General features: G+C 45.8%; 16 protein-coding genes and 1 riboswitch. Of the genes, 4 read left to right on the forward strand and 12 right to left on the reverse strand.

Going from position 1 to position 17,439, the window contains the following annotated elements; genetic code table 11:
* Positions 1-33 precede the first annotated feature (33 nt).
* The 8 genes from C1I38_RS10740 to C1I38_RS10775 all read right to left on the reverse strand — a co-directional run bounded on the left by C1I38_RS10740 (position 34) and on the right by C1I38_RS10775 (position 7,779).
* Positions 34-1,155 (reverse strand): alkaline phosphatase family protein, encoded by a 1,122-nt coding sequence (locus C1I38_RS10740; protein WP_026156570.1) that lies wholly within the window; start codon positions 1,153-1,155, stop codon positions 34-36.
* Positions 1,130-2,215: a threonine-phosphate decarboxylase CobD gene (gene cobD / locus C1I38_RS10745; protein WP_119774684.1), complete on the reverse strand. Its 1,086-nt coding sequence runs from the start codon at positions 2,213-2,215 to the stop codon at positions 1,130-1,132. The genes C1I38_RS10740 and cobD overlap by 26 nt, the downstream gene beginning before the upstream one ends.
* Before the next feature lie 732 nt (positions 2,216-2,947).
* A complete protein-coding gene (cbiB, locus tag C1I38_RS10750) occupies positions 2,948-3,907 on the reverse strand; it encodes an adenosylcobinamide-phosphate synthase CbiB (protein ID WP_020492742.1) in 960 nt (319 codons plus the stop codon).
* Between the two features lie 87 nt (positions 3,908-3,994).
* Positions 3,995-4,597: a histidine phosphatase family protein gene (locus C1I38_RS10755; RefSeq protein ID WP_020492743.1), complete on the reverse strand. Its 603-nt coding sequence runs from the start codon at positions 4,595-4,597 to the stop codon at positions 3,995-3,997.
* Positions 4,590-4,985, reverse strand: coding sequence for a hypothetical protein (locus C1I38_RS10760; RefSeq protein ID WP_020492744.1), 396 nt, complete (start codon positions 4,983-4,985; stop codon positions 4,590-4,592). The genes C1I38_RS10755 and C1I38_RS10760 overlap by 8 nt, the downstream gene beginning before the upstream one ends.
* On the reverse strand, positions 4,982-5,755 hold the full coding sequence (cobS, locus tag C1I38_RS10765) for an adenosylcobinamide-GDP ribazoletransferase (RefSeq protein WP_020492745.1): 774 nt from the start codon (positions 5,753-5,755) through the stop codon (positions 4,982-4,984). The genes C1I38_RS10760 and cobS overlap by 4 nt, the downstream gene beginning before the upstream one ends.
* On the reverse strand, positions 5,739-6,293 hold the full coding sequence (locus tag C1I38_RS10770) for a bifunctional adenosylcobinamide kinase/adenosylcobinamide-phosphate guanylyltransferase (protein WP_020492746.1): 555 nt from the start codon (positions 6,291-6,293) through the stop codon (positions 5,739-5,741). The genes cobS and C1I38_RS10770 overlap by 17 nt, the downstream gene beginning before the upstream one ends.
* 112 nt (positions 6,294-6,405) lie before the next feature.
* Complete coding sequence (locus C1I38_RS10775) at positions 6,406-7,779, reverse strand: cobyrinate a,c-diamide synthase (RefSeq protein WP_020492747.1); 1,374 nt, start codon at positions 7,777-7,779, stop codon at positions 6,406-6,408.
* 147 nt (positions 7,780-7,926) lie between these two features.
* A riboswitch (cobalamin riboswitch) is annotated at positions 7,927-8,103 on the reverse strand.
* A 162-nt stretch (positions 8,104-8,265) separates the two neighbouring features.
* Here C1I38_RS10775 and C1I38_RS10780 point away from each other — a divergent pair.
* On the forward strand, positions 8,266-9,237 hold the full coding sequence (locus C1I38_RS10780) for an ABC transporter ATP-binding protein (RefSeq protein ID WP_020492748.1): 972 nt from the start codon (positions 8,266-8,268) through the stop codon (positions 9,235-9,237).
* Between the two features lie 34 nt (positions 9,238-9,271).
* Positions 9,272-10,051, forward strand: coding sequence for an ABC transporter permease (locus C1I38_RS10785; protein ID WP_020492749.1), 780 nt, complete (start codon positions 9,272-9,274; stop codon positions 10,049-10,051).
* Between the two features lie 25 nt (positions 10,052-10,076).
* Here C1I38_RS10785 and C1I38_RS10790 read toward each other — a convergent pair whose 3' ends face one another.
* Positions 10,077-10,976: a class I SAM-dependent methyltransferase gene (locus C1I38_RS10790; protein WP_243103629.1), complete on the reverse strand. Its 900-nt coding sequence runs from the start codon at positions 10,974-10,976 to the stop codon at positions 10,077-10,079.
* Positions 10,977-11,211: 235 nt separating this feature from the next.
* On the opposite strand from C1I38_RS10790, the gene C1I38_RS10795 reads away from it, so the two are divergent.
* The gene (locus C1I38_RS10795) at positions 11,212-12,768 is read left to right on the forward strand and encodes an ABC-F family ATP-binding cassette domain-containing protein (RefSeq protein WP_020492751.1); all 1,557 of its coding nucleotides are present in this window, start codon (positions 11,212-11,214) and stop codon (positions 12,766-12,768) included.
* Between the two features lie 89 nt (positions 12,769-12,857).
* Here C1I38_RS10795 and C1I38_RS10800 read toward each other — a convergent pair whose 3' ends face one another.
* The 3 genes from C1I38_RS10800 to C1I38_RS10810 form a co-directional block, all read right to left on the reverse strand.
* Positions 12,858-13,742: an ion transporter gene (locus tag C1I38_RS10800; RefSeq protein WP_020492752.1), complete on the reverse strand. Its 885-nt coding sequence runs from the start codon at positions 13,740-13,742 to the stop codon at positions 12,858-12,860.
* Between the two features lie 327 nt (positions 13,743-14,069).
* A complete protein-coding gene (locus tag C1I38_RS10805) occupies positions 14,070-15,275 on the reverse strand; it encodes a lactate utilization protein B (RefSeq protein WP_020492753.1) in 1,206 nt (401 codons plus the stop codon).
* Entirely contained in the window at positions 15,275-16,261 is a 987-nt protein-coding gene (locus C1I38_RS10810) for a (Fe-S)-binding protein (RefSeq protein WP_020492754.1), read from the reverse strand. Before C1I38_RS10810 ends, C1I38_RS10805 begins: the two co-directional genes overlap by 1 nt.
* A 237-nt stretch (positions 16,262-16,498) precedes the next feature.
* Here C1I38_RS10810 and C1I38_RS10815 point away from each other — a divergent pair, with 237 nt between their 5' ends.
* Positions 16,499-17,341, forward strand: coding sequence for a prohibitin family protein (locus tag C1I38_RS10815; RefSeq protein WP_020492755.1), 843 nt, complete (start codon positions 16,499-16,501; stop codon positions 17,339-17,341).
* The last annotated feature ends 98 nt before the right edge of the window (positions 17,342-17,439 follow it).

Below are 17,439 nucleotides of genomic sequence, written 5' to 3' on the forward strand. Positions count from 1 at the left end.
TGACACCCGCTTTCCTGTTTGTTATGTTATTATTTACTCTGAAATCAAATACTTTAAGACCTTATTCGCTTCCAAATCCCCCGGCGGAAAGGTTTCCCCGGCTTTTCGGAGGATATACGGAACGTCCAAGGCCGAATGCTTCCCGCTGACAGGGCTGGTCGCATGATCGGCACAGATCAGAATCCCGGTATCATCTGTCAGGTTCTGACGCAGAAAGGCAAAAAACTCCCGGTCGATTCTTTCGATAAATTCAATTTTTTCCCGATAATCATGCCGGTGAGCGGCTTCATCTGTGCCATTGATATGCACAAGCACAAAATCATGACCGGACAACAGACGGCAGGCTGTTTGAGCCTTAAGGGCCAGATCCGTATCCGTGTCTCCGGTAGCTTCTGCTAGATCAGGAACATCCATCTTCAAGGCCAAAGCAATCCCTTTGGCAATTTCCGTACCGCAGACTGCCGCTGCTTTTTTGCCATACAATTCTGCGAATGCAGGTAAACGGCTTTTCCCGGATATTCCCCACGGATAAAACATCATTTGCTGCTCTTGGCTGCTTAGGTATTTTAACCTGTTTCTCCCCTCCGAAACAAATTCTTGGAGTATGGGGGCCGAAGCGCAGATATCCGCTAATAAATCATCCGAATCACCGCCCAAAAATTCATGCGGCGGATAAGTCTTACAATCCAGTGTTTTAAAGTATTGTGCTTTGACAATGATCAGGTTCCTATACCCGGATAAATGCAATATCTTGATATTCGAATCGATATCAGCCGCTATTTTCGCTGCTTTTTGCATTTCCGCTCCGGTTAAGTTCCCGCCGTTGAAGGAAGCTAATCTTCCGTGACTGTCAAGGGCGGCAAGGTTGCAGCGAAGAACAACTTCATCCTGCTCCAGGCAGTAGCCGTTAGCAAGCAGTTCGAGTGATGCCCTGCTTTGCGGAAAATAGGCAGGCTTAACGCCTAAAAGATTCAGGATACACGGCATGCTCTCCGGCAGGTAACCCTGCGGGCAGGAATCAAACCAGCCGGTATAACCCTCGGCGGCAATTTGATCAAGTTCAGGATGACAGGCAGCCTCAAATGTGGTTTGCCAGCCTAATTCTTCAATTTTTTCATCTGCAAGTCCGTCAACAATGACCATGACTGCTTTCATCACATATCACATCCCTGAGTACGGTGCTGAGTTTCAAATTATCTTCATGGTTTTTCACAGCAACCCTGAAATATTCACCGTTTAAATTGACATAGTTGGCGCATGGACGGATCATAATCCCTTTCGCAATCAGCTTTTCGGATAGGTCTGTACGCTGAGTCCGGAAAAATATGTAGTTTGCTCTGGAGCCGATGACCTTCAGTCCAAGACCCAAAAGCGCATCAATCAAAAATCTTCTTTCTGTTTCAATCAGCTGTTTCGTCTGCTGCAGATAGGCAGTTTCTTTTAAGGCAGCGATACCGGCCGTTTGGGCCGGCGTTGAAACACTCCAGTCCTGACCGGCGGACCTCATTTGTTCGAGCAATGTTTTGTTGGCTGTCAAAGCGTAGCCAAGTCTAAAACCCGGCATCGCAAATATCTTGGTAAAAGCTTTCAGGATGACGAGATTTTCATACTGTTCAATACAGTTTTGCACAGAAAATTGTTCTTTATTTTCGACAAAATCCATAAAGCATTCATCAATCATCACGATTGCACCGATTTCCTGGCTCTTGGCAAGCACTTTCTGTAAAAATGCACGTGAACACAATTGACCGGTAGGATTATTGGGGTTACAAAGAATCATGATGTCCAGGCCTGGACGCATCTGATCCAACAGGTCCTCACGGGCTGCAAAATCGTGCTCCGGCCGTAAAAAATAATATTCTATCGAGCAATCCACCGTATGCAGCGCCTTTTCATAGTCTGCAAACGTCGGAGCAAAGATCAGCGCCTTTTTCGGTTTCAGAGCCAGCGCGAGTCTGAAAATAATCTCTGCAGCCCCATTGGCGGCAAGGATATATTCAGGATCCGTACACTCATAGTTCGCCAGAGCCGCAACAAGATCCCGGCAAAACGGGTCAGGATAATTCGTACATTCGTCAAGCGAACGGATTACGGCTTCTTTCACGGACTCCGGCAGCCCGAGTGGATTGACATTGGAAGAAAAATCAAGAATTTCCTGTCTGCCTGTCAGTTTTTTTACCGAATAAATGTCTCCCCCGTGGATATATTGATACATCTGCTCTCACCTGTCTCTGTCGTATTTGTAGCCTAAGCTTGTTTAAAGTTTGGGATTATTCTTGGGGTGAATATGTAGGTTCTAATCTATAGATTCTTTTCTGCGGTTGGCGCCTCTTCGTAACCGCCTTTTCGGCTATTGCGCCATCCATGGCGCAAATAGCCGCGCTCCACATCCTTGTTCCGCTTGTCAGGTCGGTTACGAAGAGACGCTAATCTGTAGAAAGTTTTGTAGAAAATTCAGGAAGGATAGCAAATACATTAAGTCCCCTTATTCTGTCTCAGCCGGTATTCCTCACTTTGTTGGCAAGCACAAGTCTAAAATCCTAATTACCGCCATGTGAAGCACGATGTAGAGCGTTGCGCTCAGAAGCAACAATGCTTAGAAGGTAATGATACAAGGAGCAAGTCATAAAAAAGTTAGTTACGGAAGGCAAAGTAAACCTGCTTATTAAGCTTGATAGTGCTTCTTGAGCCGCTAAAGTCTCCCACCCTTAAGACCAGTCTGGGAGTCACAGTTCCGCGCTAAGCGGAGCACGAGGCGGAGCGCGGCTTTTTGTGCCACGGAGGGCACAACAGCCGAAAAGCGGTATTGTGACTCCCAGACCTACCCCATAGAGTGTTTCTTCAAAGATAATCCCCAAAGAGCTGATAACTACAGGCTTACCTTAATAAGTCTTAATAACTACACTGCTTGTACTCTCCTGCTCCGTAGAATTTACAAAGCTGCTACTTACTGAACAATAAGCGCTCTGACAGCGGACCCCAGAATCAAGCCGACAAGCGACGTCGCAACCATGAGCTTGTTGGCGCGGCGGATATCTTCAGCCTCGATCTCCCGGATCGGGTCACCAATCGTTGGTTTGACCACCAGCTTGCCAAAGTAAGAATTGCTTCCGGCAAGCTGAATATTAAGGGCTCCGGCACAAACGGCTTCAGTGTGGGCGGAATTCGGACTGGTATGATTATGACGGTCACGCCGGTAGATTCTGAAGGCATCTTTGAAATCATAACGGGTCAAAAAAACAGCCAGGAGCATCAAATAGGCAGAAATTCTGGCCGGAAGATAATTGGCGACATCATCCAGTTTGGCAGCAAACCGGCCAAAATAAAGATATTTGTCATTTTTATAGCCAATCATCGAGTCCAGGGTATTGACCGCTTTATACAAAAAGCCCAAAGGGGCTCCGCCAACTAGAATGAAAAGCATCGGCGCGATGACGCCGTCGGAAAGATTTTCGGCCACGGTTTCCACAGCGCCTTTCGCTACCTGGGAGCTGTTCAAATTCTCCGTGTCCCGGCCGACAATCCAGGATAATTGATAACGGGCTTCCATGATATCGTTCTTCTGCAGGGCATCATAGACCTTCATGCTCTCAGCTTGCAGCGACTTCGTAGCCAGAATCTGATAACACATCAAAGCCTCGGCCATAAATCCCAGCAGCGGGCTAATGCTATTCAGCAAATACAATAGGCCCAACGGCACGAGAAATGTCACCGTAACAATGGTAACAGTCAGCAGTACCCCGCACCAATACTGGCCTCGGTCCGTCCTGCAACTGATCCGGTGCAGATATTTGTCTCCTCCGGCAATCAGCGAACCGATCCAGCGAACCGGATGAGGCAGCCAGGAAGGATCACCAAAAATCAAATCCAAAATATAACCTGTCATTAAAGCATAAAGTGTAATCATTCCATACCAACTTCTTTATCATTTCGTCGATTTCGTCATTCCCAAAAACAAGCAGCGATCAACTTTGGATCTTTATATTCTTATCCTCTAGATCTTCGCTATCGCCGCCAGCTTCTTCTTTTCGGTCCATAAAGCCTGATCAATCGTCAGCTGATAGCCTTCGCCGTTCTTTATCTGCCAATGGTAAAAATCAAATACTTCGGGAGAAAATGCCTCAAGCAGCATCATGATCGTACCGCCGTGAATAACCAGCGCGGCCTTTTCGATTCCGGCTTCATCTACTTCCTGCATAACGCGGTTAAAACCGTCCAGGCAGCGGGACCTGAATATTTCCGGCTGTTCTCCGCCCGGGACTTGCTGTTTTCCGCCGCCGTCAATCCAACTTTTGTACTCGGCAAGGTCCTTCAGCTGTTCATACGATTTGTTTTCGAATATACCGAAGCTGCACTCCGCAAGTTCAGGCATTATACTGTAAGGAATATCCGGATAGATCAGCTCCCTGGTCTGAAGGCAGCGGAGCCTTGGACTGACAAAGACGTGCTCAACCGCCGTATAGCGACCGGCAGCAATATGCTCACGGATTTCGGAAATCCCCTGTTCACATAAAGGCTCATCCGTAATTCCGATATACTTGCGTCTCAGATTCCCTTCCGTCTTGCCATGCCGGACCAGGTATAGGAACTTATTCATGCTCTTCACCTTTAATCAGAACCGGAACGGAGTAGAAAACACGATAGACCTTAGCCGCTTTCTGGGCGGCCGTGCAAAGGACCCTCCCGGTAACTTCCTGCATTTCCCGGTCATCTTTTAAAACCGGTACCACGGCTGAACTTAATTCATCACAAATCAGAATCATATCGGGGTGCTGCCCAATTCCGTCAGTGACAAACCTTCGGACATCATGACCGGCTTCCTGCAAGCGCCTAATCAACAGATGCAGATGGTCAAGCACCGGACGCTGAAAAGCCTCTTCGAAGCTGCACGTCCCGCCATCCGTAATGTTGGCCGAAGCGATATCCCACGTACTCCTGACAAATTCCAATTTTCCCTGACTAGCGCCTCCGATCACCAAAATCATAGTCTAACGCCTCCTGCTATTACCGAAATCAGAAGTATTCCTGTTTCGCTTACTACAATATAAAAGCCTGCCAGATCGCCGGTTATGCCCCCAAAATGTTTTTGAACCATGCGGTTAAATAAGTAAAAGGACAGCATAATAAATAGAACTGCAGTGATCCCGACAATCATACTCACGTACAACATTGCTGCAACACATAATAAAACAATCAAGCAACTAATGATTCTTACCGTTTTTTTCGAGGCATAACCTGCAAAGATTGAAGCAAGTCCTGTTTTTCTGACACACGGAAAGCAGACGACTGCCAAAGCGGCCATCGACCGTGACAGGACAAACGAAACAAGAACGAGAAAGAAAAAGTCCGGTTTCAGATAGGTCTCATACCACGCCGCAAATTGTAGCAGCAGGATAACTGACGTATAGATGAGCGCGAAGGCTCCAACATTGGGATCCTTAAGGATTCGAAGCTTTTCCTCTTGGTCCTTATGGGAATTCAAGGCATCTGTCGTGTCACAATAACCGTCGAGGTGAACTCCGCCAGTGATCATGACGTTAATAAACACAGCTGCAGCAGCAAAAAAGACGGGACTGAACCTGAAATATTCCAATAATAGAAACAAGAAATAGAGAACAAAGGCAATGACAGCCCCGACCACAGGAAAGAAGATAAAAGAATAACGCATATTCTTCTCGTTCCAGTCAATTTGAGGCATTGGAATTTTAGAAAACATCGAAAAGGCTGCAACAAACGATTCATACAAGGTTTTCATAACCGGAAAGCTCCTTCATTCCTTTATGGATAAGCGGAATCGCGCAGACGGATTCAATCACGACATCTGCAGCCGCGGCAATTGCCGAATTTATTTCAGCCAGTACACGGATATAGCCGGTCGTAAAATCATCATAGGCTTTGAAATCCTCAAATATCGTGCTGGTTACGATGACGGTATTCGGTACAGTCGCCGCTAGCAGCCGAATATCATTACTGATGCAATCAATGGCATCCTGCGGGCTGCGCTTCTGCAGATACATTTCATTGGCAATCAGGTTGCCCATACACTCGAGTAAAGCGGTATCGCAGCCGCTTAAAATAGGGATTTTCTCGGAAAGTCCGTAAGAAAACTCGAAGGTGTCGAACCCTTTGCCGTCCCGCATCCGACGGTGCTTGACAACCCGGTTGCGGCATTCTTCGTCTGAGGCAGTCATCGTTGCGATATAGGCCATCTTTCCTGTATTCAGGCTGACAGCCAAATTTTCCGCTATTTCAGACTTTCCACTGGCAACGCCTCCGCTAACCAAAGCCAACATTACTTACCGCCTCTTTCCTTTCACAAAAATATCCCTTCATATCAGTTGTCGTTTTATATCAGCTATCGTTCCGTTCAGCAAATGATTCAAATTTTTCCTGTTTACGCACACCTTACGAACCCATCCTGGCAGCCTGAAAGTCGCTGCATCTCCGGATAAACGAACGTGCAAACTCAGGGTTTCCCCAGAGATGAAGGTGGGGATAGCCGGCAACGAGGTTCTCATCGGCATGGATGCAGTCCCACATTTTGCTCCCTGATGAATTGACTGCCGTAAAACCGCCGCCATTGGCTGTTGAATCCGAATAATGAAATTCATGCGCGTTGATCTTGCCGCCTTTGCCGCACAGCAGGTTATCCTTTTGCGCCGTCAGCGTGATATAACCGAAACGGTTCAGTTTATCCGTCAGTACAGCGTCCCCTTCTAAATATCCTGCCATCGGATAAGGTTTGCCGTCCTTGTCAGCAATACGGTTCAATAAATACATAAACCCGCCGCACTCGGCTATGCAGGGAGTATTTTTAGCAAGAACCTGCCTGATACTTGACAGCATTGATGTATTCCCAGCCAGTTGTTCGGTATATAATTCCGGGTAACCGCCGCCGAGAATCAGTCCGTCGCATTCAGGTACGGCTTGATCCTCAAGCGGGCTAAAATACTGCAGTTCAGCTCCCAATGTTTCCAAAAGTTCGAGGCTGTCCTGGTAATAAAAACAGAAAGCTTTATCTCTGGCTACGGCGACTTTGACAGCAGAGATTTTCTCAATCGCGGCCTCATAATAGTCTATTTCCGCGGCCCCGCCTGCAATACGCAGCAGCTGGTTCAAATCAATGGATTCTCTGGCCTGTATGGCCAGAAATTTCATTTTTTGCTGAAGGTCTTTCACTTCTGATGCTGTAATTAATCCAAGATGTCTGCTTTCCAGTGCACATTCTTTGAGTTTCGGAAAGTAACCGACCACCTGGATATCCGTCTCTTTTTCGATCATTTCCTTATATTGCGGATATAGGGAAGGTGTAAGATTATTTAGAATAACGCCCTTGATCCCGTTGTCCGGTCTGAAACGGCAAAATCCCTGAATCAAGGCTGCAATTGAGATTGCTGAACCGGCACAATTGACAATCAGGATCACCGGCGTTTGCGTTGCTACCGCCAAATGGTAAGAGCTTGCCACGGTACTGCCAATGCCAAGCCCGTCATAATAGCCCATTACCCCTTCTAAAACAGCGACTTGGGCCTGCTCGGAATTCTTGACCAGCAAATACCGGCAAACCTCTTCCGATAACATAAATAGATCCAGATTTCGTGAGTTTGTCCCGATGACTTCGGTGTGAAACATCGGATCAATATAGTCCGGCCCGCATTTAAACGCAGCAGGATGAACCCCTTGCTCCAAAAGCGCTTGTAATACCGCGCAGGTAATTGTCGTCTTGCCGCTGCTGCTGCCTGCAGCCGCAAACATAATACGTGGAATAACGGCTTTCATGACTTGTTCTCCATTTCTATCGAAGCTCCATGGACATCAAAAAACCTCTCTAACCGGCGGTTGGAAGAGGTTTTACTTACAAAATCTGCAAACAGTCTCAAACACTTCTGCACGATTCGTATGCTACACCTTTCATCCTCCGTGAAAACAGTGCAAAACGGCTCAGGCAGGTCTTCCGACTCGGTTTCAAAGCAAATTCAGCCTTCCCATTGTAAACAGTGGCAACTTTGAATCTGCTCCACCTTACGGCGGCGGGACCGTACAGGTATTTCACCTGTTTCCCTATTATTGCAAAATAATGCAACCTAAGCGATTACATTATATCAGAAGACGCACAACGTGTCCACCCGCAATCTACTGGACAGTATATAGCCTTCTCTTCCCAGCCTTCTCCTACATGATATTTTCACAGATGCGGCCTTGCCCTTCTGCCCTCCTTTTGATACGCTAGGGAAAAAGAACAGCAATCCACGGAGGTACCCTCTCATGTCTTATTCTCTTCCAGCCGATATCATTTCAGCCCAAAATCTAACGAAACGGTTCGGAGATTTCACTGCCGTTGACACGATCTCTTTTACTGTCCGGCAAGGAGAGTGTTTTGGACTTCTTGGCCCAAACGGCGCCGGCAAAACATCCCTGGCCAGGATGGTCTTTGGCTTGTCACCCCGAACTGAGGGCCGCCTGACGGTTTTCAGCCAGGATATTTCGGAGCATTCCCGGGAAATTAAAGCACGTCTCGGTGTTGTTGCTCAGGAAGACAACCTTGACCCGGAACTGACGATTCTGGAAAACCTGCTGGTCTACGCCTCCTATTACCGACTGCCGAGAAGTATTGCCAGGGAACGGGCTTTGGAAATCCTGGACTTTATGGATCTTCGAAGTAAAGCCAATGCGGTCGTCGACGAGCTGTCCGGCGGCATGAAACGACGTCTGACAATCGGCCGTGCGTTGATCAACCGTCCGGAGCTATTGATTCTCGATGAGCCAACCACCGGGCTTGATCCGTACGCCCGTCATATGGTCTGGCAGCGTCTGCGGCAGTTAAAAGAAAGCGGTACGACCATGCTCCTGACAACACACTATCTTGAAGAAGCCAGTCATCTCTGTGACCGACTGATCATCATCAATCAGGGCAAAATCCTTGAGCAAGGTGTACCGAAAGATCTTATTGATAAGCATGTCGGTGCATATGCGCTGGAACTCGGAGTGAGTCCGGATATGCAAAATAAGCTCCTGAACTGGAGCGCTGAGTGGCTGAAATCTTATCAGCAAATTGGTGATGATCTGGTTCTCTATTCTGATCTCGGACCAGCTATGGCTGACAACCTGAATCAAAGAATTGCCGGTGAACACCTTCCTGTCAGCTATCAGCGCCTGAGACCTACAAATCTCGAAGATGTTTTTCTAAAACTGACCGGCGAAACGCTGCATGGTGTCCGCGGCGGTTTTGAGAAATAATCTCAAAACCGTTAATGATATGGAGGATAATAGGATGAAAATAATTAAGCTCGATCTTAACCCCGTGCTGACCTTTAAGGTATTCGTACGGAATCTGAAGGTTTTCGGTAAAACATGGAAAGCTAATATCATGTTTAACTTTCTGGAGCCGCTGCTTTATCTCTGGGCCATGGGCTTTGGTCTGGGTGTTTATATTACGCAGATCAACGGGCTTTCCTACCTTGATTTTCTGGCTCCGGGGCTGATCGCTTCTTCAGCGATGTTTGCTGTAACTTATGAGATGACCTACAACAGCTATACCCGGATGTCCAAGGAGAAAATATTTCACAGCATGGTGGTTACGCCGGTAAGCATGGACGACATCATCCTCGGCGAAATCCTGTACGGCACGTTCAAAGGTGCTCTTTACGGTGCGGTTTTCTTTATTGTCGTCGCTTTATTCGGCATTGTCCACTCCCTGTATGCCCTGCTCATCTTTGTCCCACTGATCCTCATGTCCGTCATTTTTTCCAATCTCTCTTTAATTTGGACGAGTCTCGCTCCCAATTACGACTCTTTCGGCTATTTTTTCACGCTGTTGATTTCTCCAATGTTTCTGTTTGCCGGAATCTTTTTTCCGATTGAAAGCTTGCCCGCCGCCATTCGTTTTCTTCCGTGGCTGACGCCGCTGTACCATACGGTTGAAACGGTGCGTCCACTGGTTCTGGGACAGGTTACTCCAGCAATCACCGGCCATATCATCTGGCTCTTAGCCGTTACGCTGCTGACATTGCCTTTCCCGCTGGTCATGGTAAAAAAGAAACTTATTCAATAATGAACTCTTTTTCGTTTCTGGGAATCTAGACGGCTGCAACTTTCCAACATATACAGGCAATCTTCCCTATGATCGTTTCTCTGATCAGCCCGTTCTCTGCTTTGCTTTGAAGATAATTCCTGATGTCCGCTTTTTGCTCATCAGTCAAATCTGTCTTCATGCCAAGTCTGCTGATGTAATGACGGTTCGCTTCATCCAATGTGCGGACACTTTCCCTTGCTGTCTCGATATACGTAATTTCAGGACAAAGTTTTTTGAGCCAGAGAATATTGAAACAGCAGTACAATCCTTTGTTGCCGTATACATCTTCCATATGGGGCGGAAGAAACCGTCTTTTCAGTTCGTCACTAATGGAATCATGCCGTTCAACAAAATGACTTAAAAAACAATATTCACTGCTGACTGCGATCATCTTCTCAAGGCTTTCCCTGCTCCCAATAGCGGGAGACATAATGGCAGTTACCAGGCTGAATTTTTGCTTCCACTGTTTTGCGAACAAGTCGTCTTGCCGCCAGTCCATCTCCATGAAATCAATATTTTGAAGCTCCCGGGCCGCCGCGTAGTCTCTGGCGGTTCGCACCATTTTCGGCGAAATATCCACACCGGTTACGTTTTTCGCTCTTCGGGCAAATTCTGCTGCAAAACGGCCGGGTCCGCAGCCGATATCCAGAACAGTGCTGTCTTCCCGGAGCATTCTTTTTGCGGTAAGCAGTTCTGTAATATTTACAATTCTCTCATCAGGTTCGATGCCTGTGAATTCTTCGACCCTGTTGTCCCAGGAATCCGCGCTTCCTTCTTTATAACTGCTTTTGGAATCTTTAGTTCGCCAAATTTGATCAAAATAATCAATACCCATCGCTTCCACCTTTATATTTTTGATCCGCTCAAACGGATCAAAAATGCATCTTTCATCTAATATTACCATCAACTCAGTCCCAAGCAAATATCATCATGGAGGCTGCCCTTCTTATCAATAAAGCATGATACGAATTAGTTTCTGCGCTGTCATATTTCTGACTTGCTCTCCTTAGACAGATTTGATAATCTAATAAAGATATTTCCTGCTATCACCTTGTTGACTCTAAAATACGTCAACTCTAAAATGCATGGTAACCGTTGAAGATTTTTACTAATTTATGTAAAAAGGAAGATAAGAAAACATGAGTATTCTGACTGTTAAAAACTTGAGTCATGGCTTTGGCGACCGAGCCATATTTCAAAATGTTTCTTTCCGCCTGCTGAAGGGCGAGCATATCGGCTTGATCGGGGCGAATGGCGAGGGAAAATCTACGTTTATGAACATCATTACGCGCCAACTCGAGCCTGATGAAGGCCAGATCGAATGGTCTAAACGGGTCAGGGTCGGTTATCTCGACCAGCACACGGTTCTGGCCAAAGGAGCAACGATCCGCGATGTTCTTAAGGATGCTTTTCAGTATCTTTTTGCACTGGAAGCTGAGATGCTCGCGATTTGTGATAAAATGGGCGACGCTTCACCTGAGGAACTGGAAGTGCTGCTCGAAGAGATGGGATTGATTCAGGAAACCTTGAACAACAATGATTTCTATATTGTCGATGCTAAGGTTGAGGAGACCGCCCGCGGTTTAGGTCTGCAGGATATCGGTCTCGATAAGGACGTGGATGACTTAAGCGGCGGTCAGAGGACCAAAGTACTTTTGGCCAAACTTCTGCTGGAAAAGCCGGATATTCTGCTTTTGGATGAGCCGACAAACTATCTCGATGAACAGCACATTGAATGGCTGAAACGCTACCTGCTGGCCTATGAAAATGCATTTATCCTGATCTCACACGACATGGAATTCTTAAACAGCGTAATCAATCTGATTTATCATATGGACAACCTGCAACTGAACCGCTATGTCGGAGACTATCAGAATTTCCTGAATGTCTACGAGACAAAAAAGCAGCAGCTCGAAGCGGCCTATAAAAAACAGCAGCAGGAAATTTCCGACCTGGAGGATTTTGTCGCGCGCAACAAAGCCAGAGTCTCTACCCGAAATATGGCGATGTCCCGCCAGAAAAAGCTCGATAAAATGGACCGGATCGAACTGGCCAAGGACAAACCCAAACCGGTATTCAACTTTAAAGAAGCCAGGACTTCCGGCAAGCTCGTGTTTCAAACCTCTAATCTGGTGATCGGCTATAACGAACCGCTCTCCCGTCCGATCAATATTTCCCTGGAGCGCGGCCAGAAGGTTGCATTAACCGGCGCTAACGGGATCGGCAAAACCACGCTCTTAAAGAGCATCCTCAGTGAAATCCCTTCCCTTTCAGGCCAGGCTGAACTTGGAGACTATCTCTTCCCCGGCTACTTTGAACAGGAAATCAAGGATGCCAATTATAAGACTTGCATTGAAGAATTCTGGTCGGACTTCCCCGGCTATACGCAGTACGAAGTGCGGGCAGCGCTGGCCAAATGCGGTTTAACAACGAAGCACATCGAAAGCAAAATCCTGGTCTTAAGCGGCGGTGAGCAGGCCAAAGTACGACTCTGCAAGCTGATTAATAAAGAAACAAATTTTCTGCTGCTCGACGAACCAACCAACCATCTCGATGTCGAAGCCAAACAGGAGCTGAAACGCGCGCTTCAGGCCTATAAAGGCAGCCTGCTCCTCATTTGCCATGAGCCTGATTTTTACCAGGATGTCGTTACGGAAGTTTGGAATTGTGAGAATTGGACGACCAAGGTCGTCTAAGGCGGTAAACTTCCATAGATTTTGCTTCATTTGCTCTATTTTTAATTGTAGATTGTTTAAAAACTTGAACAATAAAGTATCCTATACATTTATACTTTATTGTTTTCTTTTTTTTCTAGTTGAAGGCCGCAATTTTTGCAGTAGTTGTCCCCTTCGTCCTGAATAACTAGGCGGCAGTTCGGACAAGTTCGTGTAGATGCTTTTATGTTTCTGTTTTTTGCTAGCTCTGCTGAGACAATGCCAGTAGGTACGGCAATTACGCCATAACCAAGAAGCATCAGCATGGAGGCAACAATCCTTCCCAAAGGTGTGACCGGTGTAATGTCGCCAAATCCGACGGTCGTAAGGGTCACAATCGCCCAGTAGATTGAGGCCGGAATACTGTCAAATCCGCTGGTTTCCCCTTCAATTAAATACATCATTGTCCCAACGATTACAACCACAACGAGGACCCCCTGCAGAAAGACAATAATTTTATAGCGGCTGGCCTTCAGCGCATTGATCAGCGAATATGATTCACCGACGTACCGGCCGAGCTTTAAGATCCGAAAGATCCTCAGTAGACGAAAGACCCTAAAAATCAAAGCAAACTGGCTACCGGCGATAAAGATACTCAGATACGTTGGCAAGATTGCCAGTAAATCGGTTACGCCAAAGAAACTTTTCAGATATCTTAGTTTATTTCTTACGACCCAGATTCTGATGATATATTCAATTGTAAAGAGAAGCGTGATCACCCATTCCGTACCAGAGAGAATTGTGCGGTAATCCTGATTCAAATTGGGCAGCGATTCCAAACAGACAACGAGAATACTCAGCAGGATCAGCCAGAGCAGCGCAATATCAAAAGACCTCCCCGCATGGGTATCGTTCTCGAATACGATCGTAAATAATCTGTCTTTGAGCGAAAGATTTTTATTATTTTCCCCAGTCTTCACTTTTTCTGTCTTGTCTCTATGCGATTCTTTTACCATTTTTTATTCTCCAGTTATAATAAAATTAACCTATAATTTAAAAGAATAATTTTTTTTGTATTATAGCATATTATTTTCCAAAATACGTCTTCCGTAGCTCTGTATGAATCTCTATTGTCCAAAATTAATCGAGGAAAGAATTTGGTCTACTTCTGCCAATCCTGCGCTATCCGAATAAGCAAACTACTTTATATAACTCAAGGAAATTTTTACTGCTTACCACTATAAAAGAGTAAGGTTTATCTAAGCCTTACTCTTAAACTATTCCATATTCTAATTTTTACAATACTCTCGTAATCGGATTTACTTTTTAAAACAATCCGTCCGTTATTCTTCCGATGATACGACCCTGCTTCGCAGTTCCCCGACCATGCTCGGTACGTCAATCTGCATCGGGCAGCGCTCCACACAACGTCCGCAGCGCAGACAGGTGTACAGCATCGGAGCAGCAGCATCTGCTCCGCCTTCAACGAAGGCCGTCCAGACGGATCCTATGCCGCTTAAGTAGGTCTTGCCATAATGCCCTGCTGTGACCTGGAAAACAGGGCACTCATACATGCAGCCGCCGCAGCGCAGGCAGTGCGAAGCCTGGCTGAAATGTTCCTCCGCCATCATTTTGCTCCGGCCGTTATCAACAAAAATCACATAAAATTCTTTCGGTCCATGAGCGCCGTAAGTCGTAACCTTCTCGATATCCCCGGTTTTGCTCGGACCACTGATAATATTGACATAGCTCGGTGCTCCGTACTGGGCGTATCTCCAGGTTACCTCGGCCGTCATCATAGCCTCTAGGAAAGACGGTACGAGTTTTTCGATCCCCACAATGACAATATGTACCGGCGGCGCACCTGTACAAAGCCGGACATTGCCTTCATTTTCAATAATAACAACTTGACCGGTATCGGCAGCAACCACATTGGCGCCGCTGATTCCAATATCGGCAGTGAAATATTTCTCTCTTAAAAATTCCCGTACGACCCCAACTTCCTGGGCAATATCGGGAGGCACTTCCTTCTTAAAGAAATCGGAAAAGATCTCGGCAACCTGTTCCCTGGGTACGTGGATTGCCGGAGACAGAATATGCATGGGGCGGTCATCCTTCAGCTGAAGAATGAATTCCCCAAGATCGGTTTCCCAAACTTCGTTCCCGGCTTTCTCCAGCCCGTGCCTGAGTTTGAGTTCTTCACCCAGCATGCTCTTGCCTTTCACAATGACTTTGCCGGTACCGACAATCTCATCGAGAATACGGAAAACTTCATCCTTGTCTTTAGCAAAGAAAGCCTTGCCATGATTTTTTTCAATGGCATCCATGGCCTGTTCCATAAGCGCTTTATTATGCTGCATCGAATATGTTTTAATTTCCCGGACTTCCTCGGCAAGCTTTTCCGTGTGCGGATAGCGATCCATGGTTGAAGATACCGTCTCCCTGTAGGATTTTACAGCTCTGGTGATCGCCCGGTTAATATTATGGTCTTTACTTGCTTTATTCAAATTCTTGGTGTAGGCGCCTATTTCTTTATTTAAGTCAGACATTACCCTTTAAACCCCCTAAATAAGAATTCAACCATATCATCCATGATCATCGGATGATTCTTATCGACACCGCTTTCCAGTGAAGATAAGCAGTACGGGCAGGAAATCAAAGCCCGCTTCGCTCCGGTATCCGCTAGTTCAACCACTCTGCGTTTAGAAATTGTCTTGGATATCTCGGGAAACAGCATTTTACTCGGACCTCCGCAGCAGGTCGTCCACTCCCTGCACCGCAGCGGTTCAATATATTTTACACCGACTGCATCCAGAACATCTCTGATCTCCTGGGATATGCCAAGTTCCCTGGCCATCCGGCAGGAATCATGGATAACCACCGGATCCTTTTCATCAACAGCAGGAAGCAAATGCCTTTTTTCCCAGACCAATTCGATAAAAGTCTTTACCTGAATATCCGGAAAATCAACCAGTTTTGGATAAACGAGCTTGAACATTTCCGCCGCATGCGGCGAAGTACAGACGACGACTTTTGCTTCGGTCTTTCTAATGCGTTCAGCCAAGACTGCAGCATAGGACTTTAATTCTTGCCAAAAACCAAGTTCATCCAGCAAAGCACCGGTATACATATCTGCCTGAGGGTCATAGCAAAGATCATAACCAAGCTTTTGCAAAATGATTGCGGCTTTATAATTGATAGAACAGAATCTTTCTTTGTCTTTAGCTAAAACAGAAGCATAGATCTTCTCCGCATTAATACCGGTTTTATTCACAATCTTTCTTGCTCCCATCAACCAGGAGAAGAGGTTGCTGGACGAATCGACATAGATCAGCGTCTTTACAAGTGAATCAATATACGGTAAAAGCTGATATTCACTGCCTGTATAAAACAGGATCTCACCTTTTTTAGGCAGCTTTAAATCTTTTACCCAGGAAGCTATCTCCTTTGGTTTCAAGGCCAATGGGTTCTGATATTCAACAATATTATCTCTGATTAACGCCAAAACAGGCGGCAGTTTTTTCTTCTCAGGCAAAATCTCACAGCCCTTCTAATGAAATGGAACTATCAATTATTTAATACAAAAAAAGCATAATAGTAAATGCCCAATAAAAATGTATTATGTATTCATAATTCGGATAATACAATGATCTGTTGTTTTAAATCATTTTAAATCATTTGAAGAAATAATAATTCTGCATTCTGGCTTTAAATCCCTTCTTATGATAAGATAGAATTAGTTTCCAGGCGAAACCAGAAAGAGGAGAATTCTATGGAAGAAAACATCACTCCGGTCAGACCCAGAAGAAGATTCTGGATAAAAATTATTCCAATTGTGCTTATTATTGCGCTCATTGCCGCCATGATCGGTTTCAAAGGCTACGTAATCGTTGAACCTGGCCACCGAGGCGTTATCGTCCAGCTCGGTAAAGTTAATTCATACGTTTTAGACGAAGGATTCCACATCATTGTACCATTCATCCAGGATGTTATTCCAGTTGAAGTCCGGCTACAGAAAGACCAGTCTGACCAAACTACCTCTTCCAAGGACCTTCAGGTCGTGAATACAACGATCGCTGTAAATTACCGGCTTAATCCGGAGAATGTCAACAAGCTCTTCCAGGATGTTGGCCTGGAATATAAAGAAAAGGTTGTCGACCCGGCTGTTAGTGAATCGCTCAAGGCTGTAACCGCTCAGTATACAGCGGAAGAACTGATCTCTAAACGTTCGGAAGTCAGCGCCAAAGTCAAAGAGATGCTTGGTAAGAAGCTTGCAGTTTATTATATGGGACTGGACGATATCAATATCACTGAATTTAATTTCAGTGATCAATTCAATCAGGCCATTGAGGAAAAGCAAATTGCCGAACAGCAGGCCTTAAAAGCAAATCTTGATCTGCAGAGAATCCAAGTCGAAGCCCAGCAGCAGATTGAACAGGCCAAGGCTGAAGCAGAGGCCCTTAAGCTCCAGAAGGATGTTATTACCCCTGAACTGGTAGAACTGCGTAAAATTGAGGCTCAACTTGAAGCGATCAAGAAATGGGACGGCAAACTCCCGACCGTGACAGGCAGCGGCGCTGTTCCGTTTATCGATATCAATAATCTGAACAAATAATTATATGGAATAATTAACTCAGTATATTTAGATATTTAGGGATTTAAATATCATTAGGTAATTCATTAGGTAATGATGAAACAGCCCGCATTCTTTCA

This window comes from Dehalobacter sp. 12DCB1 (genome assembly GCF_004343605.1).
Lineage (GTDB): Bacteria > Bacillota > Desulfitobacteriia > Desulfitobacteriales > Syntrophobotulaceae > Dehalobacter.

What these genes read in the sequence shown, in the direction of transcription:
- C1I38_RS10790 (WP_243103629.1), bottom strand. Translation starts at nt 10,976, where the DNA reads ATGGTAATATTAGATGAAAGATGCATTTTTGATCCGTTTGAGCGGATC.
- C1I38_RS10760 (WP_020492744.1), bottom strand. Translation starts at nt 4,985, where the DNA reads ATGATTTTGGTGATCGGAGGCGCTAGTCAGGGAAAATTGGAATTTGTC.
- C1I38_RS10800 (WP_020492752.1), bottom strand. Translation starts at nt 13,742, where the DNA reads ATGGTAAAAGAATCGCATAGAGACAAGACAGAAAAAGTGAAGACTGGG.
- cobD (WP_119774684.1), bottom strand. Translation starts at nt 2,215, where the DNA reads ATGTATCAATATATCCACGGGGGAGACATTTATTCGGTAAAAAAACTG.
- C1I38_RS10815 (WP_020492755.1), top strand. Translation starts at nt 16,499, where the DNA reads ATGGAAGAAAACATCACTCCGGTCAGACCCAGAAGAAGATTCTGGATA.
- C1I38_RS10755 (WP_020492743.1), bottom strand. Translation starts at nt 4,597, where the DNA reads ATGAATAAGTTCCTATACCTGGTCCGGCATGGCAAGACGGAAGGGAAT.
- C1I38_RS10775 (WP_020492747.1), bottom strand. Translation starts at nt 7,779, where the DNA reads ATGAAAGCCGTTATTCCACGTATTATGTTTGCGGCTGCAGGCAGCAGC.
- C1I38_RS10805 (WP_020492753.1), bottom strand. Translation starts at nt 15,275, where the DNA reads ATGTCTGACTTAAATAAAGAAATAGGCGCCTACACCAAGAATTTGAAT.
- C1I38_RS10780 (WP_020492748.1), top strand. Translation starts at nt 8,266, where the DNA reads ATGTCTTATTCTCTTCCAGCCGATATCATTTCAGCCCAAAATCTAACG.
- C1I38_RS10770 (WP_020492746.1), bottom strand. Translation starts at nt 6,293, where the DNA reads ATGTTGGCTTTGGTTAGCGGAGGCGTTGCCAGTGGAAAGTCTGAAATA.
- C1I38_RS10740 (WP_026156570.1), bottom strand. Translation starts at nt 1,155, where the DNA reads ATGAAAGCAGTCATGGTCATTGTTGACGGACTTGCAGATGAAAAAATT.
- C1I38_RS10785 (WP_020492749.1), top strand. Translation starts at nt 9,272, where the DNA reads ATGAAAATAATTAAGCTCGATCTTAACCCCGTGCTGACCTTTAAGGTA.
- cbiB (WP_020492742.1), bottom strand. Translation starts at nt 3,907, where the DNA reads ATGATTACACTTTATGCTTTAATGACAGGTTATATTTTGGATTTGATT.
- C1I38_RS10795 (WP_020492751.1), top strand. Translation starts at nt 11,212, where the DNA reads ATGAGTATTCTGACTGTTAAAAACTTGAGTCATGGCTTTGGCGACCGA.
- cobS (WP_020492745.1), bottom strand. Translation starts at nt 5,755, where the DNA reads ATGAAAACCTTGTATGAATCGTTTGTTGCAGCCTTTTCGATGTTTTCT.